The following is a 25,929-nucleotide window of genomic DNA, read 5'->3' as shown; positions in this document are numbered from 1 at the left end:
GTTCAGCCAGATCCCGCACAGGGCAGGTGCCACAACGGGAGGGCCAGCCGGGGCGGAGCGGATTAGACTTGGGGTTTTCCGCTGCAAGAGAAGTCCATGTCCAAGCTGCGCCGTCCCACCCTGGCACTGGCCATTGTTGCCAGCCTGACCCTGGCCGCCTGCGACCGCCCGGCCGATCCGGCCGCTGGCAACGCCAAGCCCGCCGAAGCTGCGCCCGCTGCGGCCAAGCCGATGCTGGGCAGCTTCGGCTTCGATGCCAGCGGCATGGACCGCAGCATTGCCCCCGGTGATGACTTCTTCGGCTTCGCCAACGGCACCTGGGTGAAGAACACCGAGATCCCGGCCGACCGCTCGCGCTTCGGCAGCTTCAACGTCATCGCCGAGAAGACCCTGGCCGACACCCGCGCCATTCTGGAGGGCGCCGCCGGCAACACCCAGGCCAGCGGTGACGACAAGCTGATCGGCGACTACTACGCTGCTTACATGGACGAGGCCGGCATCGAGCAGCACGGCATTGCGCCGGTACAGCCGCAGCTGAAGGCGATCGACGCGATCGCCGACAAGGCCGGCCTGGCCCGTGCCCTGGGCGGCGACCTGCGCGCCGACGTCGACCTGCTCAATGCCACCAACTTCTACACCGACCGCCTGTTCGGCCTGTGGGTGTCGGTGGACCTGCTGCAGCCGGACCGCACCGCGCCGTACCTGGTGCAGGGCGGCCTGGGCATGCCCGACCGCGACTTCTACCTGGGCGGTGGCCGCATGGCCGAGCTGCGCAAGCAGTACCAGGCCTACATCGCACAGATGCTGCAGCTGGCCGGCGTCGCCGATCCGGCGGGCAAGGCACAGCGCATTCTCGCGCTGGAAACGAAGATCGCGCAGGCGCACGCCACCCAGGAAGAAACCAATGACGTGACCAAGGGTGCCAATCCGTGGACCCAGGCCGACTTCAATGCGAAGGCGCCGGGCATGGACTGGAGCGCCTTCCTCGACGCGGCCGCACTGGGCAAGCAGCAGGACTTCATCGTCTGGCAGCCCAAGGCCGTGGCCGGCCTGTCCAAGCTGGTCGCCACCGAGCCGCTGGATGCCTGGAAGGACTACCTGGCCTTCCACGCGCTGGACCGCGCCGCTGCCTACCTGCCGAAGAAGTTCGCCGATGCCCGCTTCGCCTTCCACGGCACCGCGCTGAGCGGCACGCCGCAGCAGAGCGACCGCTGGAAGCGTGCGGTGGACGACGCCAACCATGCCGTCGGCGAAGCGATCGGCAAGCGTTACGTCGAGAAGCACTTCGACGCCAGGACCAAGGAACGCGCGGACGAGATGGCGAAGAACATCATCGCCGCCTTCGCCAAGCGCATCGATGCGCTCGCGTGGATGTCGCCGCAGACCAAGGCCAGCGCCAAGGCCAAGGTGGCCGGCCTGACCGTGGGCATGGGCTACCCGGAAAAGTGGCGTGATTACACTGGCCTGGAGATCCGCCGTGATGACGCGCTGGGCAATGCGCAGCGCGCCGAACTGTTCGAGTACCAGCGCAACATCGCCAAGCTGGGCAAGGCAGTCGACCACAGCGAGTGGGCGATGCTGCCGCAGACCATCAACGCGATGAACGTGCCGCTGGAGAACCGCCTGGTGTTCCCGGCCGCGATCCTGCAGCCGCCGTTCTTCGACGGTGCCGCCGACGACGCGGTGAACTACGGTGCGATCGGCGCAGTGATCGGCCACGAGATCAGCCACGGCTTCGACAACGCCGGCGCGCTGTTCGACGAAACCGGCAAGCTGCACAACTGGTGGACCGCCGAGGACCTGAAGCAGTTCAACGCCGCCGGTGATGCGCTGGCCGCGCAGTTCAGCAGCTACGAGCCGTTCCCGGGCGTGCATGTGAACGGCAAGCTGACCCTGGGCGAGAACATCGCCGACGTGGCCGGCCTGGGCACCGCCTACGATGCCTACCAGCTGTCGCTGCAGGGCAAGCCGGGCCAGACCCTGGAAGGCTTTACCCCGGACCAGCGCTTCTTCCTCGGCTTCGCCCAGGCGTGGCGCAGCAAGAGCCGCGAACAGGCGCTGCGCAACTCGCTGCTGACCGATGTGCATGCACCGGGCCAGTTCCGCGCTCTCACCGTGCGCAACATCGACGCCTGGTACCCGGCGTTTGAAGTGAAGGAAGGCCAGAAGCTGTACCTGGCCCCGGACAAGCGGGTCAAGGTGTGGTGATGTGACCGGAACGGGCGCCACAAGGCGCCCGTTTCATTTCCCGGTAGCGGCCAACCTGGGTCGGCACATGCCGCGGCTCTGGTGGGTGCCAACCTTGGTCGGCACATGCCCCGCTCCGGTGGGTGCCAACCTTGGTTGGCACGGCGCGGATCTACCTGCGGGTGGTGGCAACCATCAGCAGAGCACTCCCCGCCAACATCGCCGCAGCCCACAGCGTGGCGTGCAGCCCGATGCCATCGAGCAGCCGTCCACCGCCCCACGCCCCGAGCGCGATGCCGGTGTTGAACACCCCCACATACAGCGCGGTGGCGATCTCCACGGCCTGCGGCGCCGCTTTCAACATCCAGCTCATCAGGCCCACCGATACACCGCCATAGGCCAGGCCCCACAGCAGCAGCACCGCGATGCCAGCGGACGGTGTGTTTCCCACCCACAGGAACAACAGCGGCGTCAGCAGCAGGCCCGATGCGATCGCCAGCACCGTGCCACGTGGATGGCGTGCTGCCAGTGGCCCAGCGATGAAGTTGCCGGCGATGCCGGCCAGGCCGTAGGCAAACAGCAGTGCACCGATCCACGACGCATCCACGCTGGAGACGGACGTCAGCAGCGGCCGCACATAGGTGAAGGCGATGAAGTGACCGGACACCAGCAGCACGGTCAGCCACAGGCCACGCCGCAGGTCGCGCTGGCCAAGCTGCTGCACGAACTGCCGCAGCCGCACCGATGTACTGACAGGCAACGCAGGCACCACCCGCAGATGCAGCAGCATCACCGCCGCACTGAACAACGCCATCGCCACGAACGCGCTGCGCCAGCCCAATGCATCCCCGATCAGCGCGCCCAGCGGCACGCCCAGCACCGAAGCGGCGGCCACGCCACCGAAGATGATCGAGGTGGCCATGCCGGTGCGGTGAGCCGGCACCAGTCGCGCGGCCAGCCCACCGGCGATGGCCCAGATGCCGCCCATGCAGAACCCCACCAGCACGCGCGCGGCCAACAGCCAGCCGATGCCCGGTGCCAGTGCCGACGCAAGGTTGGCGACCAGCAGAAGCGCGAGCAGCGCGCACAGGATGCGACGGCGATCGATGCCACCGGCTGCGATCACCACCAGCGGTGCGAACACTGCCGCCAGCAGGGCCGGCAGCGAGATCATCAGACCGGCGGTACCAGTGGACGCGCCGAGATCTTCGGCGATAGGGGTCAGCAGGCCCACCGGCAGCATTTCGGTGGTGACCACCGAGAAGGTGGCGAGGCCGACGGCGGAAACTGCCCACCACGGATGGCGGGGCACAGACGCGGCGTGCGCAGGCGAGGAAGCGCTCACGGGATGATTCCTTCAGGGGATGTGGACGCGGCGGACGGGCGCAGTGCACGTTGCGCGAGCATGGCGAACAGCAGCACGGCACCGCCTGCGAGCAGCGCAACGACAAAGCCGCTGCGCACGCCCCCTGCATCAACGCTCTGTCCGGACAGCGCCGCGCCCAGCGCCACGCCGATGTTCAATCCGGCCAGCAACCAGGTCATGCCCTCGGTCAGGCGCGATTCGGGCACGTGCTGTTCGACCAGCGACATCGCCACGATCATCGTCGGCGCGAAGAACACCCCGGCCAGCAGCACGGCAACGGCCAGTGCAGGCAGGTTGCCCACCCACAGCAACGGCAACGTGGCCAGTGCGGTGGCCGCTGCGCCGGCCAGCAACAGGCGCGGCAACGGTGCCTGCAGCTTCAGTGCACCGAACAGCAGGCCCGCTGTGCAGCTGCCCAGCGCATAGGCCGACAGCACCGCGCTGGCGGCAAGCGGCTTGCCCCGCTCTTCGGCGAACGCCACGCTGGTGATGTCGACGGTGCCGACAATCACGCCCATCGCCAGCATCAGCAACGCCAGCAAGCGGATCTCCGGCTGCCGTAGCAACGAACGCGAGGGTACGTCACCTTCGCGGTGCTGCAGCGGCGGCTCGGTGCCACGCTGCATTACCAGTGCGGCCACTCCAATCACCAGCAGCAATGCTGCCGCCAGCACGCCCGCCTGCGGCCACACCGCAACCGACAATCCCACCGACAGCGGTGGCCCGGCGATGAAGGTCACCTCGTCGAACACGGTCTCCAGCGAATACGCGGTCTGCAGCTGCGGGCGGCCGCGATGGATCGCGGTCCAGCGCGCGCGCACCATCGCCGACACGCTGGGCATGCAGCCGGCCAGCATCGCCGCAATGAACAGCGTCCAGTCCGGCGCGGCCAGCAGCGTGCACGCGAGCAGCAACAGCAGCCCCGCCGCACTGGCCGCCGTGGCCCACGGCAGCACCCTGCCCTGGCCCCGGTGGTCAACCCAGCGCGACACCTGCGGTGACAGCAGCGCGTAGGTCAGCACGAACGTGGCCGACACCGCACCAGCCAGTGCATAGCTGCCGCGCAGCTGGGACAGCAGGGTGATGATGCCGATACCGGTCATCGGCAGCGGCAGGCGTGCCAGCAACCCGGCCAGGGCGAGGCCGGCGGTGCCGGGGGCCGCGAACAGGTCGCGATAGGGCGTGGCCATCAGGATCTCCAGGGCAGCGACTTGCCTAGCGCACGGCGCGCCACGACAATACATACAGAGCGTATGAATAAGAGGCTACATTCATACGCGCTGTATGTAAATAATCATGCACTGTGTCTGTAAGGAGCTCCGGATGGTTCGTCGCACCCGCGCCGAGATGGAAGAAACCCGCGCCACCCTGCTGGCCACCGCCCGCTGGGTGTTCAGCACGCATGGCTATGCCGCCACCTCGATGGACGACCTGACCGCCCAGGCCGGGCTGACCCGTGGCGCGCTGTACCACCACTTCGGCGACAAGAAGGGCCTGCTGGCAGCGGTGGTCGCCCAGCTGGATGCCGAGACCGACCAGCGCCTGCAGGCGATCAGTGATACCGCCGACGATGCCTGGGAGGGTTTCGTGCAGCGGTGTCGTGCCTATCTTGAGATGGCGCTGGAACCGGAGATCCAGCGCATCGTGCTGCGCGATGCGCGCGCGGTGCTGGGTGGCGCCTCACCGGAATCGCAGCGCCACTGCGTGCACTCGATGCAGCACCTGATCGAACTTCTGGTTGCGCAGGGCGTGGTGGCGCCGGTGGATGCGCAGGCGCTGGCGTCGCTGATCTACGGCAGCCTGGCCGAGGCCGCGTTCTGGATCGCCGACGGCGAAGATGGCGACACGCGCCTGCGGCAGGCGACGGCGGCGCTTGAGATGCTGTTGCGTGGATTGAAGTCGGCCGGGTGAAGCGCATCCACGCGTGGCGTGGATCTACCGCGGAATCCGCTCGGGTAGATGCCAACCTTGGTTGGCGCTTCTGCGGCACCGCGCGAAATGCGTGCCAACCAAGGTTGGCACCTACCAGGTAACGGTGGGCCACTCACGCAGGACGTCCACCGGCACGCCCATGCGCGTGCAGGCGCGGCTGGCGAGGCCGTCGGGCAGCGCGCGGCGGAACAGCGGCGCCATGCCCTGCATCAACTTCGCTGAAGCTGCTGCCTGCGCACGCTGGCGACCATTGCGTTCCAGCATGCCCTCGGCCCAGTCCGGCAGCAGCGCCGCGCCTGCACCCAGGAACACTTCGCGCGACAGCCCCGGCACCGGTACCGGCAGGCGCACGCCGGACAAGACCTCCAGCACTTCGCGCGAGCGCTCATCCACGCGCAGTTCCGGTTGCCGCGCGCAGAAGTACGCCGCCACTTCTGCCTCACTGCGCGGTACATCCACCGCGCCCAGTGCCTCGGCCACGCAACGGTACTCGTCGTAATAGCGATCGGCGATGTGCGCCGGCACCTCGCGCCCGTAGCGTCGGAACCCCTGCAGGAAACCGAAGGCTTCGGTCACGTGCACCCAGGTCAGCAACTGCGGATCGTCGGCGGCGTAGGGCTCGCCCTGCGCGGTCTGGCCGCGGATCTGCGCATGGATGCGGCGCACCCTGGCCACCAGCGCCTCCACCTCGCCGCTGGGCGCATAGCTGGTGCCGGCAACGAAGGCCGTGGTGCGGCGCAGCCGACCCACCAGGTCCTGGCGGAAATTGGAGTGGTCATAGACCCCGGCCAGCGCGCGTGGGTGCAGGGTCTGCAGCATCAGCGCGCACAGGCCACCGGCGAGCATCGAGGGAAATTCGGCGTGTAGCCGCCAGGTGACGCTGTCCGGGCCGAACCAGCCCGGATCGCCCTGCGGATGGTCGTAGTCGATACCACTCTGGCCGCGCGGGAAGGCGTCCAGTACCCAGCGTCGGATCGGCGCCGTGACGGGGCGGGAGAGTCGCTGCAGCAAAGCCGGCATCACAGGTCCAGGAGAGGCGGAAGAACAGTCGCGTCTTGCGCGGTTGGCTCCGATTCTCGGCGATCACGCCTCCGGCGGCGAGCCTCCCCGCTCAGCGACGGTTTCATGTGCGGTCGCAGCACGTTTCACCCTGCGACATCCTGTCGCAGGCCGTGACTGCGATGCTGCATCGCATCAATTTTCACTCCCACCGGTCAAACCCTTGCGCCGCTTGGCATTGCCCCCATTGCACGGCTCGCTGGAAGTGCTAGAACTGGATCCGCCACACCGTCCAATGCTGATCGACGCACGTTCCACAAGGAGCCAGCCATGATTGCCTTGTTCAAGGGTTTGGGAATTCTGCTTCGCGACAACGAGCTCTACAGCAGCCCGTTCGACAAACAGGTGGCGCACTGGCGCAACCTCAGCGAGCAGCAGATCCGCGATGAAGTGGCTGTGCTGGCCCAGGCCAAGTGCCAGTGGCTGATCGCCTCGATCGTCGGCTGGCAGGCGGCCTCGCTGCTGATCCTGGGCCTGATCGCCAACTACCTGTGGCGCGACGACTTCCATATCACCTTCACCCGCGTGGTGATCGTGTTCGGCTCGTGGGTGTCGATCCTGTTCGTGATCTGGTTCATGGCCAACATGTTCGATCAGCAGGCCGGCTTCGAGCGCTGGATGAAGGCGTTCAACAGCCGCGCCCGCATCAGTTCCAAGGCCGACAGCGTCGAGCACGTGGCCGAGGCGCTGGACCTGGCCGAGCACTACCCGGAAGTGCTGGACTACAAGCAGGCGGTCACCGCCAAACGCGAGCTGCGCCACGAGGACATCCGCATCATGACCGAGATCGGGCGCATGAAGCAGCACTCCGAACTGGTCGGCCGCCTGAACCATGTGGGCGAGAACGAGCACCACCACGACCTGACACTGCAGCCTGCCTACTGACCCTTCAGGGAAGCGGGGGGACCCACACTGCCACCGTGATCACTCACGGTGGCAGTGTTCTATCCGGTCCTGGCTGACGCACTGACGGAAGCCGTTGGGTAGCCCACGCATAGCCTCGGTCTTGCCTGCTGCAACGGCGAACCGGCGCAGCGGCGGTGTGGTGCACGCGGCATCGGTGCTGCACGCTGGGTCCAGCACCAGGTAATGGCAGTGGCCACTGCTGCTGGCAATGCACTGAAAGCGCGCCTCCCCATCGACTACCGTACTCTTGCTGTACAGCGTGTCCACGCCGTTGGCATGGGTGCGGGTGATCGAGGTGTTGCGGGATTTTTCGCAGCCGGCCAGTGCCAGCACGGCAACGCACGCAATCAGCAGACGGGACATGTTCATTCCTCGGTGCAGGGGGATGCGGCTGCGGCTACATGCCGCGGAACAGGCTCATGAACGGCTGGCTGACCACCAGCGTCTCCGTGCGCCCACGCAGGCGCAGCACGCCGCGCCCGGTATCGTCGCGGCTGACCGCCGCCACTGCCTTCATGTTGACGATGGTCGAACGATGGATCTGGCGGAAATGCTGCGGGTCAAGCACTTCCAGCAGTTCGCGCAGCGGCGTGCGCAACAGGCTCTCGCCGGCAGCGGTCACCACGGTGGTGTACTTGTTGTCGGCACGGAAGTAGGCCACGTCTTCCAGCATGATCAGCTGCGTCTCGCGGCCGTTGCTCGCGGTGATCCAGGCCAATGGCGGGCGCTCTGCCGCACCCTGCGATGGCCCCAGGCGCCGCAGCAGGCGCTCGAGTACGGCATCGTCCTGGCGCGTTGATGGCAGCCGCGACAGGATGCGTTCACGGGTGGCCAGCAGGCGCTCGTCGCTGACCGGCTTCAGCAGGTAATCCATCGCGCCCTGCTCGAACGCGTCGATGGCGTACTGGTCGTAGGCGGTGACGAACACCACCTGGGTGCGCGGGCTCAGCTCGGACAGCGAACGGGCTACTTCAATGCCACTGATGCCGGGCATGCGGATGTCGAGGAAGGCGATGTCCGGCTGCTTCTCGGCCAGCTGCTCCAGTGCACTGGCGCCATCCTCGCACTCGGCCACCAGCTTCAGGTCCGGCCACAACCGGCCCAGCTGCTCGACCAGCGACTGCCGCAGCAGTTCCTCGTCTTCGGCAATGAGCGCCTCAAGCGGCATGGCTGCGCCCCTTGTTCGACTGCGGCAGGGTCATGGTTGCGGCCACGCCGCTGGGGAAGTTGGCGACGATCGCCACGCCGGCCTGCTCACCGCAGGTCAGGCGCAGGCGCTCGCGCAGGTTCTTCAGGCCGATGCCGGTACCGCTGGTGCCCTGGCCGAAGCCGAGGCCATCATCGGCCACCGTCACCGTCACATGGTCATCGAAGCCACGCGCCAGGATCCAGATCGTGCCACCGCCGGGCTTGGGTTCCAGGCCATGCTTGATCGCGTTCTCCACCAGCGTCTGCAGCGCCATCGCCGGCAGCTGCACGCCGTGCAGCTCGTTCGGCACCTGCACCTCCACCCCCAGCCGTGCGCCCATGCGGATACGCAGGATCTCCAGGTAGGCACGGGTGCGCTCCAGCTCCACGCCCAGCGTGGACAGCGATTCGTCCACCTGTGGCAACGAGCTGCGCAGGTACTGGATCAGGTGGCCCAGCATCTGGTCGGCACGTGCCGGGTCGGTGCGGGTCAGCACCTGCGCGTTGGCCAGCGTGTTGTAGAGGAAGTGCGGTTCCACCTGCGCATGCAGCAGATTCAACCGGGCCACCGACAGTTCCTTTTCCACCTGGGTCTGCTCGGCCGCGGCCTGCTCGTCGCGGCGCTGGTCGGCAACACGGCGGCTGATCGCGCGGGTGACCGCTTCGGCGTTCTCGAAGTTGCTGCCCTCATCCAGCGCCAGCAGGTCGGCCCACCAGCCGGCATCCGGTTCAAACAGCAGGGTGACGGTACTGGTGCCCTGCCCCGGCGTGACCGTCGCCAGCACGCTGTTGCGCTTGATCGCCAGCCGAGCCGGCAGATTCCAGCGCGACGGCTGGCGGCCGTTCCAGGCATCCACGCGGCGCACGTAGGCCCGTACCTGCAGGCTGCCGGCCGAACTTTCCACGTCTTCAACGCGCGGCAGTTCGGCGATGGCCGCTTCCACCACCGAGAATGCCTGGCCGGCATCCATCGGCAGTTCCACCTGGCGGCGCTGGCGGCCGGAGAGCGTGGTCGAATCCAGCCGGCCGGCGACCAGCCAGACGCGGCGTACATGGGTAATCGCGCTGCCCAGCGCGGAAATCATCAGGAACATCGCCAGCAGGCCGAAGATCCAGCCCGGGCCATCGTTCATGCCGCTGAAGATGCCGCTCCAGACCATGCCGGCGACAAACAGCGCCGCAGCCCAGGCCAGCAGGTGACGAAGCAGGAGAGAGAGGCTGGCAAACACGGCGGCGCCTTGGAGGAAGGGGGTGAGCCGAGCATAGGGCGGCCCGCCGGGCAAACAAGCGGGCTGCGACGAAGGGCCCGAAAGCGGGGATGGAAGCCGTTACGGAAACGCCGGGCATGGCCCGGCGATTCCGGGCGGGGGCAATGCCGGCCAGCGGCCGGCACTACCGAACGCCGTTATTTGCGCTGGTCGGCGCTGGCGTCGCGTACGGCGCGGAACGACTCGTCCCTGCTCCAGTTCGGCCAGGCACGGGAGTTGGCCAGCTGGTTGCCCAGCGTGTACAGCACTTCCAGGTCGCGGGCGGCACCGGCGAACACCCAGTCCGGTTGCCATTCGTCGCCCTGCTGGTGGTAACGCTTGGCGGTGTAGTCCTCGGACGCCTTCTTGCCTGCGGCCACGCCGCCATCCACCCAGTCCTGGCCGGCCGACCAGGACAGCGCCGGCACGCCACGCTTGGCGAACGGGAAGTGATCGGAGCGGAAGAACAGGCCGGCTTCCGGCTTCGGGTCCGGCGTGTAGCGGATGTCCCAGCCCTTGGCCACGTCCTTCAGCTGGTCCAGCAGCTCGAAGCGCGCGGCGCCGTAGATGCCGAAATCACGCGACGGCCCGAACGGTGCCATGCCATCCATGTTGATCACCGCCACAGTCTTTTCCAGCGGGTACAGCGGATGGGTGGCGTAGTACTCCGAACCCAGCAGGCCCTTTTCCTCGGCGGTGACCGCCAGGAACAGCACCGAGCGCTCGGGGCGCTTGGCCTTGGCGAAGCCGCGCGCCAGTTCGATCAGCGATGCGGTGCCACTGGCGTTGTCCAGTGCGCCATTGAAGATCCGGTCGCCACGCGCGTCCGGCTCGCCCACGCCGATGTGGTCCCAGTGCGCGCTGTAGACGATGGTCTCGTCCGGGTGGCGGCTGCCTTCCAGGCGCGCGGCCACGTTGTGCGAGGTGATCACTTCGGTCTTCACCGCGTACTTCGCGTCCAGGCTGGCGCCGGTCAGCGGCACCGGGGTGAAGTCGCGCTGCTGCGCCTTCTTCTTCAGCGCTTCGAAGTCCTGCCCGGCCGAGCGGAACAGCTCCACGGCCAGGTCGCGCTGTATCCAGCCTTCCAGCAGCGGGTGGCTGTCGGCCGGGTTGTCACGCACCACGTCGAACATGGTGTTGGTGTTGGAGCCGGCCACGGTGGCCCAGCCGTACGACGCCGGTGCGGTCTCGTGCACGATCAGCACGCCCAGCGCGCCCTGGCGGGCACCTTCTTCGTACTTGTAGGTCCAACGGCCGTAGTAGGTCATGCCCTTGCCGTCGAAGTCGCCCTGGCCGGTCTCGAAGTCCGGGTCGTTGATCAGCACGACGGCGATCTTGCCCTTCAGGTCCACGCCCTTGAAGTCGTCCCAGTTGCGCTCCGGGGCCTTCACGCCGTAGCCGAGGAACACCAGCGGCGCCTTGCTGATATCGACGTTGCTGGCGCCGTTCATGGCGGCGCGCACGGCGATCTGCTTGCCCTGCTCCAGCGCAACGGTCTTGCCGCCCTGGTGCAGCGCCAGCTGCGGTGCGCCGACGATGTCACCCTTGCGCAGCGGCACGGCCTGGGTCCACAGGCGCTTGCCATCCTTGAGGTCACCGCCCGGCTGCAGGCCGGCATCGGCGAACTGCTTGCTGAGGAAGGCGATGGTCTTCTCTTCGCCGGCGGTGGCCGGGGAGCGGCCTTCGTAGGCGTCGGAGGCCAGTTCCTTGACGTCGGCGGAGATCCGCGCGCCGTCGAATTTCGGGGTGGCGGCCATCAGTGCGCTCGACACTGACAGGGCCAGCACGCCCAGTGCTACTCGCTTCATTGCTCTCTCCAGCAGGGAAATCTCTCTGGAGTGTAATGGGATTCGGCAGGGCTGCGCCCTGCACCTGCAGAGGCCAGGGCAACAGCAACAGCCGAAGCAACAGCGGCATTCCGTGGGATGGCGGGGTGGGTCCGGTTGCGGGGGTCGCTGCAAGTACGTCCATGTAAGCTCGGTCGCCGCATCCATGCGGCTCACGCCCCCGCAACCGGACCCACCCCGCCTTCGACAGATTCCCGCTGCTGTTGGTAGGTGTCGACCTTGGTCGACACGCTCGGAAACACGAAGGGGTCAGATCCCTTTCCCGTCGGGAAAGGGCTCTGACCCCATCTGTGTGTTGCTTGAGCCTGTTACCAGTTCGGGTCTTCGGCCGGGGCCGCCGCGGCCTTGGGCTTCGGCTTGGCGGCCGGGCGTGCGGCGGCGGCGGGAGCGGCCGAGGCGGTCGCGCCTGCGGCGGCCGTTGCCGGCTTGCTGCCCAGCTTCTGGCGCAGTTCGATCTGGCCCGGGCGGAAGCCGCCGCGCATCGCGTCGACGCCGTCTTCGATGGTGCCGTAGGACGTCTGTGCAGCCACGCGATCGATGCGGATGGTGCAGCACGGGTGTTCGCTGCGGCCCAGCGAGCGGCCGGTCTGCGGGTCCTTCAGTTCTTCGCCCAGGCGCACGGCCTGCCAGCGCTGGCCAGCCTGCAGCGTTTCGCCGCCCTGACTCAGTACCACCTGGTCGCCGTCCACCGAGACCACCGACACCGGGAACAGCGTGGTGACGATGGTGGTGCCGATCTGGCCGGACAGCGACTCCATCATCGCCGCGGCCATGTTGCGACCGTTGACCACGCGCGGCAGGGTGCTGGGGCCGGTCGAGGCCAGCTGGTGGTCGAAGCTGTCGGACATCACCACCTGGCCGGTGGTGGCGTTGATCAGGCGCAGGGTGATGCGCCCGCCACCGGAGTACGAGGTCACCTGGCGGTCGGACATGCGCAGGTTGCGCACGCTGCGCGGGTACTCGAAGCGTTCGATGGTCGGGATCAGGATCAGGTCGGTCGCCAGCTGCTGGACCACGCGTGCGGTGTCCTGCAGGCGCACGTTGCCGCTGTTGATGTGGTCGATCTCGGCCTGCAGTTCGTCACCGAACTCGCGGTCCAGCACGATGAAGCGCTGGGTCTGGGTCAGCGTGTCGGACAGGCGGGCGCGGATCGCGTCGGCCACTTCGTCCGCGTCCACGCGGCCGTCACCCACGGCGTAGCTGCCGGCCTTGGTGCGCGGCAGCGCAACCACGATCTTCGGCTTGCCCTGCTCGTCCGGTGCACGGTACTGGGCGATCTGTGCGCGCACGCGCACCTTCCAGTAGCTGCGCATGCTGCGATGGGTCACATCGGAATCGTAGGAGCTGGCGCCACGCTTGGCATCAACACTCACCTTCTCGTCGTAGCTTTGCTTGACACTGGCCGAGGCCGAACCGCCCTTGGCCGAGGCTTCGCCGGACGCACTGGCCGACGCCGAGCCCTTGAAGCTCCAGCCTTCGTCGCTGGCGCGCACGCGGGCGATGGTTTCCTCGTCCAGCTGCCGCACTTCTTCCTGCGACAGGATTTCATAGCCCAGCACCGCGCCCTGCGAGCCGGCGATCATCTGCTGGGTGAACGCGTCGGCGCGGATATCGCCGACGTGTTCGTCATCCACATCCACATGCAGGCCTGCACGCAGGCTCTGCATCTGGCTGGCCACGCGTACGCCGTTGACCTGCGCCACCGCCGACTGCAATGCCGCCAGCACCGCCAGTTCCGGGGTGCTGCCGATGCCGTCGGCTTCGCGCGCGACCTGGGTGGTGCCGCCGAAATCCGGCGTGCCACGCAGGGGCGCTGCTTCCACGGGCGCATTGCTGGCCAGTGCACTGGTTGCCTTGTCCTTGGCGGGCGCGGCGGCCGGGGTGTCCTGCTTGCCACAGGCTGCAAGCAGCGTGGCAGCCAGGCCCAGGCCGATCAAACGGTAGGTCATACGCATGGAGATTCGCCTCGGATCAGAGCTTGTCGAGCATCGAATCGGCGTTGGACGGCACCTTCACCTTGCTCTTCTTGGCGAAGGTCACGGCCGACTTGGTCGAGCCGTACAGGCCCTGGATGAAGCCCGGCGATTCCTTGGCCACCCATGCACCTGCCGCCAGCTTGCGGCCGACGGTGGCCAGCTGGGTCGCACCCAGGTTCTTCATGCCGGCGGTGAAGTTGCTGGCTTCGCCGCCCAGCTTCTGTGCTTCGGCCGCCGAGGACAGCAGCGAGACCAGGCCTTCGGCGTAGTGCTGCTTGGATTCAGCGTTCAGTTCCGGCTGCGCGGCCTGGCGCTCGTTGATCGCCGCCTGCGCCGCTTCGCTGACCGACACCGACTTCTTCATCGCATCGACGCTGACCGAACCCGACGACAGCGCCTGGCGCTCGGCTTCCAGCAGCTGCACCTGCTCGGCCAGGCCGAAGGCGCGGGCGAACGAGGTCTGGGCCTGCAGCGAGTGCGACTGCGAGGTAACGAAACGACGCACCAGCGCTTCCTGCGCGGCTTCGTCCGGAGCGGCGGCGCTGGAGGCGCTGCTGCTGGAGGTGCCGGTGGCGGCACCGGCCAGGTCCTTCAGCTTGCCCAGGCCAGCGTGGGCCGGCATCGACAGGGTGGCGGCAGCGATGGCCACGACAAGAGCGGTATTGCGGATCATGGGATTTCCTTTATGAGAGAGACGGCCGCAGCGCGGCACGCGAGATCGGGGATGGCAGCGAGTCAGTGCCGAGCAAGCTCGGCACCCACCAGAGCCGGTAGCGCCGGGCCATGCCCGGCGAGCGCAGCGGTAACGTCAGCGGACCGCCTTGACGTTCAGTTCGTTGATCATCTGCTGGGCAGCCTTTTCAGCCGCCAGCTGCAGCGCGTTGGTACGGGCGACGGTTTCGTTCGGCCCGGTACCGGAGAACTGCACCGGGCCCACCGACGACACGGTGCGCGGGAAACGACCGGTCACGTCCAGCACCTTGCCGGTGACCGTGACGAACACGCGGGTGTTGCCGCTGGCCGGATCGCGGTCGCGCATGCCGACGTCGAGGGTGCCGACGGCGATGTACGGAATGTTGGCCGCACGGATGCCGTTGGCGGTATCACGCAGGGTGGCCGGCGCCAGGTCGTTGCCGGTGCTGAAGTCCTTGCGGATGCGCTCGATGCTGAGCAGGCCGCGCGACTCGCCTTCCACGTATTCGGCTTCGACCACTTCGTAGCCGGCGGCGCTGAAGGCACCGGTCATCGCGGTGTTCACTTCGGCCGCGTTGGCCACCTTCCAGCTGATGTTGTCGCTGCGCTGGGTGGTGCTGCCACCACTGGTGACCGACATCGAACCGTTCTGGTTGATGCTGCCGTTGGTGCTCACCGAGTTGCCGCGGAAGCTGTCGCCTTCACGGGTGTTCTCGCTGTAGCTGCTGCTGGCGTCGACGCGGCGGTATTCCTTGTCCTGGAACGACTGCACGGTGTCCTGCGAGCGCGCCATGAACAGGAAGGTCAGCAGCGAACGCTGGGCGGCGGTGGCACCGGCCACGGCCGAACCTGCATCCAGCTTGGTCTGCAGCAGGGTGGTGTTGATCTCGGCGCGGACGGTGACGGTGTAGGTCTTGGCCTTCTTGTCTTCGGTGTCCGACAGCTGCACGGCACTGAGCACGTAGCGGTCGATCTCGCCGATGAACTCGGCGCGGCGCGCTTCGAACAGGCGCAGCTTGGCCGCACCGGTTTCGGCAATGTACGCCTCCAGTGCATTGACCTTGGCCTTGTTCAGGGCCTGGGCACGGGTGTCGGCACTCAGGCGCAGGCCGTAGCTGGCCGAACCAGTACCGCGCGAACTGGCGGTCTGCGCAGCGACCGGCGAGGCCACCACCAGGGCGATGAGGATGAGCAGGATGGTACGCATCAACGACATGACTTGATCAACTCCTGGAGGGCTTGGGTCTGCTGCTGCAACGGGCGGCCGCCCGGCTTCTGTTCGTCCAGCCAGCCGCGCGAATCGGCGCGCTTGGCGGCGGCGCCGGCGAAGGCATCGAGGCCCGCCAGCAGGGTTTCGTAGCTGGCCGACCACTGGTCGACCTGCCACTGCGTGACCGGCACCACCTTGGTGGCCCCCTTGCGCAGCGGCTGTTCGAAATAGACCTTGCCGGAGAACGGCTCGGTCACCTTGGCGGTGAAGAACGCGCCGAACAGCATCGTCTTCATCGCCGGGGTTTCTTCGATCACGCCGTTCTTCAACGCATCCACCTGCAGGTTGATGACGTAGTCCGGCTCGGGGATCTTCAGCTGGTAGACCTTGCCGTCGGCAAAGCGCGCCGCCATCGCACCACCGATCGCCTGGCCCGAGGCCGGCGGCAGCAGGCCGACGCCGGTGTTGGACGACAGCGTCTTGGACAGTTCATGGGCCAGCGTGGCGCGCAGCGGGGCGTCCCACTTCGGGTCGGGCAGCTTGGCGCGGACCGCGTCGGACAGGGTCACACCACCGACCTGCAGGCGACGCACCGCGGCATCGGGCAGCTTGGCCTGGGCGAGGCTGGCGGCCAGCACCTGCGACAGGCTGGTATCGGCACTGCCGTACAGCAGATCGGCGACGATTGCGTCGATATCGTCGTTGTCCGGCCGGTAATCCTGCACGTCGATGCGCTGCAGGGTGAGCGGATAGGACGCGATCACCTGGCGCTCGCGGAAGTCGAAGAACAGCGCCTGCAGCGCCACTTCCACCAGCACCTTGTACTGGTCACCGATCGGCTCGACCGAGACCAGTTCGCGGTCCAGTGCCGCGGCCAGCACGGTCGCGCTGGTGGTGCCGTCGAGCATCGCCACCGGCTGGTCGATCAGCTGCAGGTGGGCCGGGGCGTGGCGCTTGAGCGACTGTGCCAGCGCCTGGTTCAACGGAATCAGGCCGCGCTGTTCCAGCACCGCATGCGCATGCGGCGTGGTCGCCTGCACGGCGGCGGCATCAGCGGTGTAGGCAAAACCGGCCCAATAGGCCTGCTGTGATTTGTCTGCCGCCTGCACGGCCATCGGCCATACGGCCAGGCACAGGGCACAGGCAAGCAGGCGCGCAAAAGCGCGCGATGCGCTCTTCGTCCTTGAATACATCCAACCGCTCCTCGGTCAATACGCATGGAAAGTGGACGCTGACGCGTCCGCTGGGCGCGAAACATAACGGCTCGCGGGGCTGCCGACAAGTGCTGCCTTCGTCGAGGTCACTCCGCGGGGGGCAGACCAGCCCGTTGCCGCAGCAGGCCGCGCTCTGCCTGGTTCTGGCTGAGTCTGGCGGCTTCGGCAAAAGCGTGATGTGCATCCTGCTCCCGCCCCAGCTTCTGTAGTAGCTCCCCGTGCACCACCTGCAGCGGCGCGTACTCGCGCAGTCGCGCGTCCACCAGCAACGGCTGCAGCTGCGCCCAGGCCACGAAGGCACCGTCGCTGCGCAGTATCGCCACCACGCGGTTCAATGCGACAACTGGCGAGGGCTGCACCTGCAACAGCTGCGTATAGAGCGTTGCGATGCGCGGCCAGTCGGTGTCTTCGGGACGCCGCGCCGCCGCATGGCAGGCTGCGATGCGCGCCTGCAGCACATAGGGATCGTCGCTGCCACCGGCGGCCAGCGCGCGCGCCAGCACCTGCTGCCCGCGTTCGATCTGCAGCCAGTCCCAGCGCGCGCGGTTCTGCTGGTCCAGCAGCACCGGCACGCCCTGCGCATCCGTCCTTGCTGCGGCACGCGAGGCCTGCAGCTCCATCAGCGCCAGCAGGCCCAGCACCGGCGGCACCGGCAGCCGGTGCGCCAGAATGCGCGCAAGCCGCAGTGCCTCCTCGCACAGCGCCGGACGCATCCAGTCGTCACCGGCACTGGCCGCATAGCCCTCGTTGAACACCAGATAGATCGCCTCCAGCACCGACGCCAGCCGCTCGGGCATTGCCTCGGCGCGCGGCACTTCATAGGGCACCTGCTTCTGCGCCAGGGTGCGCTTGGCGCGCACGATGCGCTGGGCGATGGTCGGCTCGGGCTGCAGGAAGGCGCGGGCGATCTCGGTCGTGGTCAGGCCACCGAGCAGACGCAAGGTCAGTGCCACCCGTGCATCGGCCGGCAGCACCGGATGGCAGGCCACGAACATCAGCCGCAGCAGGTCGTCCCCCAGGTCATCTTCAAGCGCCTGGTTGTCATCGGGTGCCGGCAACGCCGCCGGATGCAGTTCCTCGCCCCACTGCGCATGCTGCTGCGCCACCCGCTGGTGCTGGCGCAGCACATCAATGGCACGGTTGCGCGCAGTGGTCATCAGCCAGGCTCCGGGATTGTCCGGGATGCCCTGCTCCGGCCAGCGCTCCAGCGCGGCCAGCCAGGTGTCCTGGGCCAGCTCCTCGGCACGGCCGACATCGCCCCCGAGCAGCCGCGCCAGGCGCGCGATCAACACCGGCGACTCCATCCGCCAGAGGGTTTCCAGACGCTGCGTCAGTGCGGGATCGAGCATGCGCCGATCACAGCACGCACGCCCGGCCCGCACAAGCGCCGCAGCTCACGCTTCAACAATCGGCTTGAAGCCGCCCCAGAACATGCGCTTGGTATCGAACGGCATGTCCTTCGGGCCCAGCGACGCCAGCCGCGGGTCGGCCATCACCCTGGCGTTGATGCGGTCGCGCGCCGCGCGCGAGCGGAACACCACGAAGGCGACGATCACCGTTTCGCCGGGCTTGGCTTTCACCGCGCGCGGGAATGACGTGCTTTTGCCCGGTTCCACGTCGTCGGCCACGCACTCCATGTACTGCAGCGCGCCATGGTCCTTCCACACCGCGCCGGCCTTGCGGGCAAGGCGGCGGTAGGCCGCCACCTTGTCCTGCGGGCACGGCAGCACGTAAGCATCCACGTAAGCCATGAGGGTTCTCCCTTGCGGCGGCCGTCAGCCCGGCTCGCCATCCATGTGTGCGATTTCCCAGAGATGGCCATCCAGGTCCTGGAAGCCACGCTGGTACATGAAGCCCAGGTCGCGCGCCGGCTGCGGTTCGCTGGCGCCGGCGGCCAGTGCCTTGTCCACCAGCACATCAACGGCCTCGCGACTGGGCGCCGAGAGCGCATTGATCACTTCCGTGTGGGTGTGCGCATCGGCAATCGGCTTGTTGGTGAACTGCTGGAAAAAAGGTTGGGTCAGCAGCATCACGTAGATGCTTTCGCTGATGACCATGCCAGCCGCATCGTCATTGGTATAGGTTGGATTGAAGCTGTAGCCCAGCGCGGTGAAGAACGCCTTGGATTTCTCCAGATCCTGCACGGGCAGGTTGACGAAGATCATCTGCGGTTGTGGTGCACTCATTGGTAACGCTCCTTGTGGAGGAAGAGGAAAGAGGGAGGGATCAGGGCTGCTTCATGCAGTTGACCATCCACGGCTTGCCGTAGCGATCAATCAGCATGCCCCAGCGGTGCGCCCAGAACGTTTCGGCGATCGGCATCTGCACCTGGCCACCTTCGGCCAGCGCAGCGAACACGCGTTCGGCTTCTTCGATGCTGTCGACGTCGACATTGATGGTGGTCGAGCCGCCCTCGCCACCGCCGGGACCGTCGGCCGCCATCACGATGGCGCTGCCGATTTCCAGCTGACTGTGCGCAACGTGGTCCAGGGTTTCCGGCGGCATCTCGTTGCAGCCCGGCGATCCATCGGAGGGCGGCATGTCGCGGTATTTCATTTCCGAGGTGACCTGGCCACCGAGTGCCTTGGCATAGAACGCCATCGCCTCATGGGCCTGGCCGCTGAAGCCGAGGAAGGGAATCAGTCTCATGGCAATACTCCGTTGTGCGGTTCAGGGCAGTAGCGCCGGGCCGTGCCCGGCGGGGAGATGCATCGGGTCAACCTTCCAGCTGTGCACGCAGACGCTGTTCCTGCTGCTGTAAGTCGGGGGTGAAGGCTTCACCGAAGTCTTCGGCGGTGATCAGCGGGCGCAGTTCCAGCGTGCCGCCACTGCCGAACGGCGCGCGGCTGGCCCACTCGACAGCTTCCTCCAGCGACCGCACGTCCCACAGCCAGAAGCCGGCGATCTGTTCGCTGGCGGGACCGAACGGACCGGCCTCGACCCTGGGTGCGCCACTGCCGAAGTGAATGCGGCGACCGCGCTGGGTGGCGTGCAGGCCTTCACCGGCCAGCATGATGCCGGCGGCCACCAGTTGTTCGTTGAAGGCGCCCATTTCGGACAGTTCCTGTTCGCTGGGCATGCGGCCGGCTTCGGAGTCGGCGTTGGCCTTCACGATCACCATCACTTTCATTGCAGTCTCCCGTGGGGACGCGTGGTGCGTGCCCTTCACTGGGTACAACGAACCAGGGTCATCGGAATCGACACGTTTCCGGAAATTTTTTTTCTGCGTGGAAAGCACGCCTTCGGTGGGAGGCGGCGAACGGCGGAGCCCCTCCGTGGCGGGTTTGGGTTGGTCGCTGAAAGCTCGGGTTCATGGGTTTGGCCGGGTGGGTAGGCGGGTCGGGGGACGCCGTAAACCCATCCATGGGGGCTTGGCCGCGGCATCCATGCCGCGGACACCCCCGCCCCGCCTACCCACCCGGCCTTGGACAGTTTCTTGCCTCCGGTACCCACCACGGGAAGATCAAGAGAAAAGGCAAAAGCAAAAGCAACAGCAACAGCAACAGCAACAGCAAAAGCAACGGCGGTTGGCTGGCGGCCTCTGCTTTGCGAGCGAAGCGACCCGCTTTTGCTCTTGTTGTTGATTTCCCGTGGTGGATCGGCCGCCGGAATCTGTCTGGGGCCGGGCGGGTGGGGTTGGCGGGGTATCCGCGCCATGGATGGCGCGGCTAAGCCCCCATGGACGGGTTCACGGCGTCCCCGCCAATCCCACCCGCCCGGCCCACCCTCAGGAAACCCGCTTTCAGCGACCAACCCACCCCACCACGGAGGGGCTCCGCCGTTCGCCGATCGCCCGCCGCAGGCGGCTTTTCGCGCTGCAGCATGCCGGCAGGCAAACCTGCGCCATCATGGGCACCCCGCCCCCGCCAGGATCGTGCCATGCAGCAGTACCTGCTTCTGATCTACATCGAGCCTGCCCTGCTGCAGGCCCTGCCCATCGAAGAATTCAACGCGCTGATGCGCGACTGCCTGGCCCATGCCGACAAGCTGCAGGCCGAAGGCACGCTGCTGGCCGCGCAGAAGCTGCAGCCGGTCGACACCGCGCAGACCCTGCGCGTGCGTGATGGCCACAGTCGCGTATTGGATGGCCCGTTCGCCGAAACCCGTGAACTGCTGGCCGGCTTCAACCTGATCGTCGCCCGCGACCGCGACGAAGCCATGCGCATCGCCCGCGACTTCCCGTGGGCACGCTTCGGCAGCATCGAAGTGCGGCCGCTGGAAGACATGGACGCCGAGCGCGAACGCTGCGGCGCCCCGGCTGCCGCTATGGCAGCAGCCGTACCCTGATCTCGCGCGGGCCGATGCCTTCGTTGCCGCTGTAGTCGCGCACGCTGGCGCGCACGATGTACTCACCCGGCGGCAGCGCCGACGGCTGCCAACGCCCGGTTTCCATCAGGCCGTCACGCACGGTGTTGGTGGCCAGATAACGGAAACGGGTCACCGCGCTGCCATGCACGGTGATCCCACTGTCGGGGGCGTAGGCCACGCGCACCGCTTCCTTCTGCGGCGGCATGCGGTTGAACACGATGTTCCAGCGCGGCTGCTCGTAACCCTGCAGCGGCTGCCCAGCCGCATCGAGGATCTGGTAGCCCACCTGGTACATGCCCAGGCGTCGACGCGGCAAATTGTTGTCAACCTGGTCCCAGGCCTCGATCACGATCTGCACGCCACGCCCCTGCCGCGCCACCATCACCACGCCGTCGCTGCCGGCGGCCATGGGCTGGTCGGTGTCGTCCAGCAGCGCCACATCGGTGATGCGCGGTGCGAAGTGGTCGGCGTAGTTCTTGAAGCCCAGCGCCACGGCGTTGGTCTCGAAACCACCGGTACCCACGGCCAGGTGCACATGCGCCTGGTTGTTGATGCTGCCCAGGCGATCGCCGACGTGGATACGCATGCCGCGCCGCACGCGCATCCGCTCCAGCTTGCCCTGCTCGTCGTACAGTGCCTGCCAGCGCGCATCGAACGGTTCATTGCGTGGGGTGCGGCCCACCCGCATGTGGATGTACTTGAGGCGGTCCACCGCCAGGCCCTCGGCCTGCTCGCCCAGGCTCCAGGCCGCCATCGGGCTGCTGATCTTGCCATCGGCGATCGCCAGCACGGTCTGGCCCACATCACCGCGCACGTCGAAGCCACCGTGCAGGTGATGGCGACTCTCGCCCTTGAAGTTGCCGCGCACTTCACCCAGTGTGCCGACTACTTCGTGCCAGCCATCCTGCGGCGCCAACGGCCAGCGCCCGCCGGTATCGGGCAAGGCGGCATCGGCGGCCGGGCCGACCAGTGCCGGCGCGGGCAGCTCGCCTACCGGCAGCGGGCGCAGGCGATGCAGACGGTAGCTGGCGGCGTCGGCCACCAGCACGCTGCCATCGGCATCCATCGCCAATCCGCTGGGGCGGGCCAGGCGCGGCAGGCGACCATTGCCGACCAGCGCGATCTGGTGGCCCTGCGGTGTCACCTGCACGATGCGGCCATCCATGTCGCCCACGTACAGCACGCCGTCGTGGGTGGTGGCCAGCGACAGCGGCCCATTGATCACGCCACCGGCGGCGACCACGGTGCTGACCGTGCCATCAGCGCCTATGCGGCGTACCGCGTTGTTGAACAGATCGGCCACCAGCAGCGCGCCCTGCGCATCGAAGGCCAGTGCCACCGGCGTATCGAAGCGCGCCGCAGCGCCCACGCCATCGGCCATTCCCGGGCGCTCACCACCGGCCAGGGTGCGCACGTTGCCATCAGTACCGATCACCCGGATGCGGTCGTTGTAGGTATCGGCCACGTAGACCTGGCCCTGCGCGTCCACCGCGATGCCCATCGGCGCATCAAAGCGCGCCTGCGCGGCCGGCCCATCGGCATAGCCCTGTTCACCACCCGCCAGCGTGGTCACCTGCCCATCGGTGCCGATCCGGCGGATCGCATGGTTGCCGGTGTCGGCCACATACAGGTTGCCCTGCGCGTCGGCGGCAATGCCCGAGGGCGTATTGAAACTGGCCTGCAGTGCCGGGCCATCGACGCGCCCCTCGCCCTGCCCGGCCACCGTTTCAACACGGCCATCGGGAAGGCGGCGACGGATCCGGTTGTTGTCGCCGGCATCGGTGAAATAGACGCTGCCATCGGCACTGCGCAGCAACGCGTACGGATCGGCGAAACGTGCCTGCGCGGCGGCGCCGTCGCGGTTACCCGGGTGGCCATCGCCGGCCAGCGGTTCGATCTGCGCGGTCCACGCCAGCGGCGTTGGAACCGGACCCACCGGTTCAGCCAGCGTATGCAGCGGTGTCTCCCACCAGGTCGCAGCCAATGCCACTACCGTCGCCAACGCTACGCCTGCCGCCATCCATTGCCACCGTGCCATCGTGCTGCGCTGCCTGCCTGCTGCCTGAAGAGGCACCGACAATAGACGCTGAACGCACGATCCGCCATGGCCAATCGTACGGCCAAACGCCAGAGTTCCATCCATCGCGCTTGTTCTCGCTGGCTGCAGCGGGTTCAATGCGGTTCCCACGGATGGAGATCCTCCATGCCCCGCATCCTCCCCCTCGCCGCCCTGCTGATTGCCGCATTGGCCAGTTCATCCGCCACAGCCTCGATCACGGTGGTGCCACAGAAGCCGTCCGTCACCGCCGATGCAATGCACCAGGCCTATGCCACGCGATGGGATGAGGCCATCCAGCAGTCGCGCAGTGGCAACACGCTGGGCGCGCTGATCGCGATGGAACGGCTGATGGAAGATCCGATGCTGGATGACTTCGATGCCGAACATCGCGGCCGCGCCGCGCAGGTGGCCGGCTGGACCGCGATGGTGCAGAAGAAGCCGGATCAGGCCCGCCGCTACCTGCAGCGCGCTCAGGAAGCACTGCCGGACGATGCGCAGATCCTGCTGACCCTGGTCTCGGTGGAACTGTCCGAGAACCAACCAGCGCCCGCCACGAAGCACCTGGTGCAGGCACTGAAGCATGCCGACGCGCCGTTGCCGGTGGACCGCCACGCGATCAACTACCTGCAGTTCCGCCTGCGGGACCAGCCGCAGCAGCGCATGGAACTGCTGCAGGCGCTGTTCGACAACGGCTGGAAGAGCGGCGGCCTGGAACCCACCGGACTGTGGCTGGCACTGGCCACGCTGCAGGCCGACAACGGTCGTGGCGACGATATTCCCGCCACGCTGGCGCGCATCACCGGTCCCGCCGAAATCATCCGCCTGCGCAGTGACAAGCGGTTTGACCGCTATGTCGACCGCGCCGATGCCCGCTTCGATCCGGTGCAGGCTGCACAGAAGCACCTCGACGAACTGCGGGTTTCCGGCCTGCTCGACCGGGCGCTGGATGCACGCATGGCCGAGTTCAGCAGCACGCTGCTGATGCTGGACCGCAACGAGGAAGTGCTGGCACTGACCGATGGCATGGCCAGTGCGGCGGCCGAAGGCGAGTCGCCCTCGGCGGCGGAAGCCGAATGGGTGGCGTGGCTGCTCAACAGCCGGCTTACGGCGCTGCGCCGGTTGGGCCGTACCGATGATGCGCTGGCGGCAGCCAAACTTGCCGCACGCATCGGCGCACTGGGCCCGGATGGTGCCGAGCACCAGTTCAACGTCGGCTTCGTGCTCAGTTCGCTGGGCCGCATGCAGGATGCCGCCACCGCGGTGAATGACATGCCGGGCCTGGCCGGTTACGGCAAGGCGGCCCAGGCACTGCTGCAGTTCGTTGCCGCCCGTGAACGTGGCGATGCGAAGGCCGAACAGGCCGCGCGTGCAGCGATCCTGGCCCAGGGCGATGACGCGCGCCTGTTCCAGCGCGAGATGCTGCTGGACGAGGGCAATCTCGACGGCGCCGCTGCCGTGCTGATCGAACAGCTGCGCTCACCCGTCGAGCGCGGCGAGACACTGGCCTCCCTGCAGGACATGCGCACCTATCCGTCGCTGCCCGGTGACGTGAAGATCGATGCGGCCTGGCGTGCGCTGAAGCAACGCGCCGACGTGCAGGCCGAGGTTGCCCGCCTGGGCCGCATCGAACGCTACGAACTGGTCAGCACCTCCACCTCGCGCTGAGGAGCTTTTGTGTAGAGCCGAGCCCATGCTCGGCTGCAATTGGCGCAGCCGAGCATGGGCTCGGCGCTACACCGCGCGTACAGCGCCACTGGCCTAGCGCGCCGGCACCTCGGTACGGATGCCCATCGCCTCGCGGTAGCGCGCGTACAGCGCCATCACCTTGTCCACATAGGCCAGGGTTTCGGCATAGGGCGGCACGCCCTTGTAGCGGGTGACCGCGCCGATGCCGGCGTTGTACGCAGCCGCCGCCAGCGGCCGATCACCGTTGTAGCGACGCAGCAGCGCGCGCATGTAGCGGGCGCCGCCATCGATCGACTGCTGGGGCGAGAACGGATCATTCACGCCGTACTCCTGCGCGGTGTCCGGCATCAACTGCATCACGCCCTGTGCGCCCTTGCTGGACACCGCCAGCGCATCGAAGTTGCTTTCAGCATGGGCAATCGCGCGCAGCCACGCGTCATCGACGCCCGTAGCCTTGGCCGCAGCCTTGAACTGTTTGGCGTGCTGCGCCAGCTGCGGCTTGCCGACCTTGCCCAGGCCTTCGTGGGCCGGCTCGCCCGGCGGCGTGGCCATGGTGAACTTCAGGAACACCCGCGAGCCGGGCAGGTTGCGGGTGGAGTAGACCAGCGCGCCATCCTGCTCGCGCTCGTACAGCACGCCACTGAACACGCCCATGTTGCCCCACAGGTTCGGGGTCTGGATGGCGTTGTCGTCGATTTCCTTCGGGGTGCAGCGTGAACCGGGTTCCGGTGCGGTGGCCAGGCTGACGGTGTTGCCCTGCACGCAGCGGTAGACGGTGCGCGCGGCAGCCAGCCCGGGCCACAGGCTGGGCAGCAGCAACAGCGCTAGCAGGAGAGGGCGACGGGGCATGGCGGCCGGATCATCCGGCCGCGCCCGCTAATGTTGGGTGAATGGGGGCCGGCAGGGCTGCGCCCTGCACCTGCAGAGGCAATGTCAATACCCAGAGCAGCGCTGGGCTGTTGAGGGCTGGTCGGATAGGTGTGGCCCGGCAGGACACGCCGTAAACCCATCCATGGGGGCTCGATGGCGCCATCCATGGCGCCAACGGTCC

General features: G+C 67.4%; 23 protein-coding genes. 5 read left to right on the top strand and 18 right to left on the bottom strand.

Annotated elements, in window-relative coordinates; genetic code table 11:
• Positions 1 to 96: 96 nt before the first annotated feature.
• Positions 97 to 2,208 (top strand): M13 family metallopeptidase, encoded by a 2,112-nt coding sequence (locus M1L61_RS02300; RefSeq protein WP_143994832.1) that lies wholly within the window; start codon positions 97 to 99, stop codon positions 2,206 to 2,208.
• A 151-nt stretch (positions 2,209 to 2,359) separates the two neighbouring features.
• Here M1L61_RS02300 and M1L61_RS02295 read toward each other — a convergent pair whose 3' ends face one another.
• Positions 2,360 to 3,532, bottom strand: a complete 1,173-nt coding sequence (locus tag M1L61_RS02295) for an MFS transporter (RefSeq protein ID WP_248854262.1) — start codon at positions 3,530 to 3,532, stop codon at positions 2,360 to 2,362.
• The gene (locus M1L61_RS02290) at positions 3,529 to 4,743 is read right to left on the bottom strand and encodes an MFS transporter (protein ID WP_248854261.1); all 1,215 of its coding nucleotides are present in this window, start codon (positions 4,741 to 4,743) and stop codon (positions 3,529 to 3,531) included. Before M1L61_RS02290 ends, M1L61_RS02295 begins: the two co-directional genes overlap by 4 nt.
• A 133-nt stretch (positions 4,744 to 4,876) precedes the next feature.
• On the opposite strand from M1L61_RS02290, the gene M1L61_RS02285 reads away from it, so the two are divergent.
• The gene (locus M1L61_RS02285) at positions 4,877 to 5,464 is read left to right on the top strand and encodes a TetR/AcrR family transcriptional regulator (RefSeq protein ID WP_248854260.1); all 588 of its coding nucleotides are present in this window, start codon (positions 4,877 to 4,879) and stop codon (positions 5,462 to 5,464) included.
• Positions 5,465 to 5,575: 111 nt separating this feature from the next.
• Here M1L61_RS02285 and M1L61_RS02280 read toward each other — a convergent pair whose 3' ends face one another.
• Positions 5,576 to 6,505, bottom strand: coding sequence for an oxygenase MpaB family protein (locus M1L61_RS02280; RefSeq protein WP_248854259.1), 930 nt, complete (start codon positions 6,503 to 6,505; stop codon positions 5,576 to 5,578).
• A gap of 309 nt (positions 6,506 to 6,814) precedes the next feature.
• Here M1L61_RS02280 and M1L61_RS02275 point away from each other — a divergent pair, with 309 nt between their 5' ends.
• Entirely contained in the window at positions 6,815 to 7,429 is a 615-nt protein-coding gene (locus M1L61_RS02275; RefSeq protein WP_010484135.1) for a hypothetical protein, read from the top strand.
• Between the two features lie 39 nt (positions 7,430 to 7,468).
• On the opposite strand, the gene M1L61_RS02270 is transcribed toward M1L61_RS02275, so the two are convergent.
• The 13 genes from M1L61_RS02270 to M1L61_RS02210 form a co-directional block, all read right to left on the bottom strand.
• Positions 7,469 to 7,813: a hypothetical protein gene (locus M1L61_RS02270; protein ID WP_125431868.1), complete on the bottom strand. Its 345-nt coding sequence runs from the start codon at positions 7,811 to 7,813 to the stop codon at positions 7,469 to 7,471.
• Between the two features lie 34 nt (positions 7,814 to 7,847).
• Positions 7,848 to 8,618: a LytTR family DNA-binding domain-containing protein gene (locus M1L61_RS02265; protein ID WP_010484137.1), complete on the bottom strand. Its 771-nt coding sequence runs from the start codon at positions 8,616 to 8,618 to the stop codon at positions 7,848 to 7,850.
• The gene (locus M1L61_RS02260; RefSeq protein ID WP_227200268.1) at positions 8,608 to 9,867 is read right to left on the bottom strand and encodes a histidine kinase; all 1,260 of its coding nucleotides are present in this window, start codon (positions 9,865 to 9,867) and stop codon (positions 8,608 to 8,610) included. The genes M1L61_RS02265 and M1L61_RS02260 overlap by 11 nt, the downstream gene beginning before the upstream one ends.
• Positions 9,868 to 10,043: 176 nt before the next feature.
• Positions 10,044 to 11,693, bottom strand: a complete 1,650-nt coding sequence (locus tag M1L61_RS02255) for a M28 family metallopeptidase (RefSeq protein WP_248854258.1) — start codon at positions 11,691 to 11,693, stop codon at positions 10,044 to 10,046.
• 347 nt (positions 11,694 to 12,040) lie between these two features.
• Positions 12,041 to 13,687, bottom strand: a complete 1,647-nt coding sequence (locus tag M1L61_RS02250) for a CsgG/HfaB family protein (RefSeq protein ID WP_248854257.1) — start codon at positions 13,685 to 13,687, stop codon at positions 12,041 to 12,043.
• Positions 13,688 to 13,703: 16 nt separating this feature from the next.
• Positions 13,704 to 14,381: a hypothetical protein gene (locus M1L61_RS02245; protein WP_010484141.1), complete on the bottom strand. Its 678-nt coding sequence runs from the start codon at positions 14,379 to 14,381 to the stop codon at positions 13,704 to 13,706.
• A 135-nt stretch (positions 14,382 to 14,516) separates the two neighbouring features.
• Positions 14,517 to 15,617, bottom strand: coding sequence for a hypothetical protein (locus M1L61_RS02240; protein ID WP_019337987.1), 1,101 nt, complete (start codon positions 15,615 to 15,617; stop codon positions 14,517 to 14,519).
• A complete protein-coding gene (locus tag M1L61_RS02235) occupies positions 15,608 to 16,804 on the bottom strand; it encodes a hypothetical protein (protein ID WP_248854256.1) in 1,197 nt (398 codons plus the stop codon). The genes M1L61_RS02240 and M1L61_RS02235 overlap by 10 nt, the downstream gene beginning before the upstream one ends.
• 107 nt (positions 16,805 to 16,911) lie before the next feature.
• Positions 16,912 to 18,174, bottom strand: a complete 1,263-nt coding sequence (locus M1L61_RS02230) for a sigma-70 family RNA polymerase sigma factor (RefSeq protein ID WP_248854255.1) — start codon at positions 18,172 to 18,174, stop codon at positions 16,912 to 16,914.
• 45 nt (positions 18,175 to 18,219) lie between these two features.
• Positions 18,220 to 18,576, bottom strand: a complete 357-nt coding sequence (locus M1L61_RS02225) for a DUF1428 domain-containing protein (protein WP_010484145.1) — start codon at positions 18,574 to 18,576, stop codon at positions 18,220 to 18,222.
• A 24-nt stretch (positions 18,577 to 18,600) separates the two neighbouring features.
• Positions 18,601 to 19,011, bottom strand: coding sequence for a VOC family protein (locus M1L61_RS02220; RefSeq protein ID WP_049480831.1), 411 nt, complete (start codon positions 19,009 to 19,011; stop codon positions 18,601 to 18,603).
• A 40-nt stretch (positions 19,012 to 19,051) separates the two neighbouring features.
• The gene (locus M1L61_RS02215) at positions 19,052 to 19,474 is read right to left on the bottom strand and encodes a VOC family protein (protein ID WP_005415090.1); all 423 of its coding nucleotides are present in this window, start codon (positions 19,472 to 19,474) and stop codon (positions 19,052 to 19,054) included.
• A 67-nt stretch (positions 19,475 to 19,541) separates the two neighbouring features.
• On the bottom strand, positions 19,542 to 19,955 hold the full coding sequence (locus M1L61_RS02210) for a YciI family protein (RefSeq protein WP_043403334.1): 414 nt from the start codon (positions 19,953 to 19,955) through the stop codon (positions 19,542 to 19,544).
• 749 nt (positions 19,956 to 20,704) lie between these two features.
• Between M1L61_RS02210 and M1L61_RS02205 the strand changes: the two genes are divergently transcribed.
• Complete coding sequence (locus tag M1L61_RS02205; RefSeq protein ID WP_010484148.1) at positions 20,705 to 21,112, top strand: YciI family protein; 408 nt, start codon at positions 20,705 to 20,707, stop codon at positions 21,110 to 21,112.
• Here the strand turns inward: M1L61_RS02205 and M1L61_RS02200 are convergent.
• Positions 21,090 to 23,171 carry an NHL repeat-containing protein gene (locus M1L61_RS02200; RefSeq protein WP_248854254.1) on the bottom strand — a complete coding sequence of 694 codons (2,082 nt, stop codon included), beginning with the start codon at positions 23,169 to 23,171 and terminating at the stop codon, positions 21,090 to 21,092. The two genes, M1L61_RS02205 and M1L61_RS02200, sit on opposite strands and share 23 nt — an antisense overlap.
• A 165-nt stretch (positions 23,172 to 23,336) precedes the next feature.
• On the opposite strand from M1L61_RS02200, the gene M1L61_RS02195 reads away from it, so the two are divergent.
• A complete protein-coding gene (locus tag M1L61_RS02195; RefSeq protein ID WP_248854253.1) occupies positions 23,337 to 24,857 on the top strand; it encodes a hypothetical protein in 1,521 nt (506 codons plus the stop codon).
• A 93-nt stretch (positions 24,858 to 24,950) separates the two neighbouring features.
• Here M1L61_RS02195 and M1L61_RS02190 read toward each other — a convergent pair whose 3' ends face one another.
• Positions 24,951 to 25,727 (bottom strand): lytic transglycosylase domain-containing protein, encoded by a 777-nt coding sequence (locus M1L61_RS02190; RefSeq protein WP_197602437.1) that lies wholly within the window; start codon positions 25,725 to 25,727, stop codon positions 24,951 to 24,953.
• Positions 25,728 to 25,929 lie beyond the last annotated feature (202 nt).

It is taken from the genome of Stenotrophomonas sp. NY11291, assembly GCF_023277365.1.
Classification (GTDB): domain Bacteria; phylum Pseudomonadota; class Gammaproteobacteria; order Xanthomonadales; family Xanthomonadaceae; genus Stenotrophomonas; species Stenotrophomonas geniculata.
This window is presented reverse-complemented; position numbering and strand designations above follow the sequence as displayed.

Bases quoted from the DNA above. Each gene is read 5' to 3' on its own strand.
- M1L61_RS02270 (WP_125431868.1), bottom strand. From the start codon at position 7,813: ATGTCCCGTCTGCTGATTGCGTGCGTTGCCGTGCTGGCACTGGCCGGC.
- M1L61_RS02210 (WP_043403334.1), bottom strand. From the start codon at position 19,955: ATGAAAGTGATGGTGATCGTGAAGGCCAACGCCGACTCCGAAGCCGGC.
- M1L61_RS02240 (WP_019337987.1), bottom strand. From the start codon at position 15,617: ATGTCGTTGATGCGTACCATCCTGCTCATCCTCATCGCCCTGGTGGTG.
- M1L61_RS02265 (WP_010484137.1), bottom strand. From the start codon at position 8,618: ATGCCGCTTGAGGCGCTCATTGCCGAAGACGAGGAACTGCTGCGGCAG.
- M1L61_RS02220 (WP_049480831.1), bottom strand. From the start codon at position 19,011: ATGAGTGCACCACAACCGCAGATGATCTTCGTCAACCTGCCCGTGCAG.
- M1L61_RS02225 (WP_010484145.1), bottom strand. From the start codon at position 18,576: ATGGCTTACGTGGATGCTTACGTGCTGCCGTGCCCGCAGGACAAGGTG.
- M1L61_RS02290 (WP_248854261.1), bottom strand. From the start codon at position 4,743: ATGGCCACGCCCTATCGCGACCTGTTCGCGGCCCCCGGCACCGCCGGC.
- M1L61_RS02215 (WP_005415090.1), bottom strand. From the start codon at position 19,474: ATGAGACTGATTCCCTTCCTCGGCTTCAGCGGCCAGGCCCATGAGGCG.
- M1L61_RS02280 (WP_248854259.1), bottom strand. From the start codon at position 6,505: ATGCCGGCTTTGCTGCAGCGACTCTCCCGCCCCGTCACGGCGCCGATC.
- M1L61_RS02195 (WP_248854253.1), top strand. From the start codon at position 23,337: ATGCCCCGCATCCTCCCCCTCGCCGCCCTGCTGATTGCCGCATTGGCC.
- M1L61_RS02275 (WP_010484135.1), top strand. From the start codon at position 6,815: ATGATTGCCTTGTTCAAGGGTTTGGGAATTCTGCTTCGCGACAACGAG.
- M1L61_RS02200 (WP_248854254.1), bottom strand. From the start codon at position 23,171: ATGGCACGGTGGCAATGGATGGCGGCAGGCGTAGCGTTGGCGACGGTA.
- M1L61_RS02245 (WP_010484141.1), bottom strand. From the start codon at position 14,381: ATGATCCGCAATACCGCTCTTGTCGTGGCCATCGCTGCCGCCACCCTG.
- M1L61_RS02255 (WP_248854258.1), bottom strand. From the start codon at position 11,693: ATGAAGCGAGTAGCACTGGGCGTGCTGGCCCTGTCAGTGTCGAGCGCA.
- M1L61_RS02300 (WP_143994832.1), top strand. From the start codon at position 97: ATGTCCAAGCTGCGCCGTCCCACCCTGGCACTGGCCATTGTTGCCAGC.
- M1L61_RS02250 (WP_248854257.1), bottom strand. From the start codon at position 13,687: ATGCGTATGACCTACCGTTTGATCGGCCTGGGCCTGGCTGCCACGCTG.
- M1L61_RS02285 (WP_248854260.1), top strand. From the start codon at position 4,877: ATGGTTCGTCGCACCCGCGCCGAGATGGAAGAAACCCGCGCCACCCTG.
- M1L61_RS02190 (WP_197602437.1), bottom strand. From the start codon at position 25,727: ATGCCCCGTCGCCCTCTCCTGCTAGCGCTGTTGCTGCTGCCCAGCCTG.
- M1L61_RS02230 (WP_248854255.1), bottom strand. From the start codon at position 18,174: ATGCTCGATCCCGCACTGACGCAGCGTCTGGAAACCCTCTGGCGGATG.
- M1L61_RS02235 (WP_248854256.1), bottom strand. From the start codon at position 16,804: ATGTATTCAAGGACGAAGAGCGCATCGCGCGCTTTTGCGCGCCTGCTT.
- M1L61_RS02205 (WP_010484148.1), top strand. From the start codon at position 20,705: ATGCAGCAGTACCTGCTTCTGATCTACATCGAGCCTGCCCTGCTGCAG.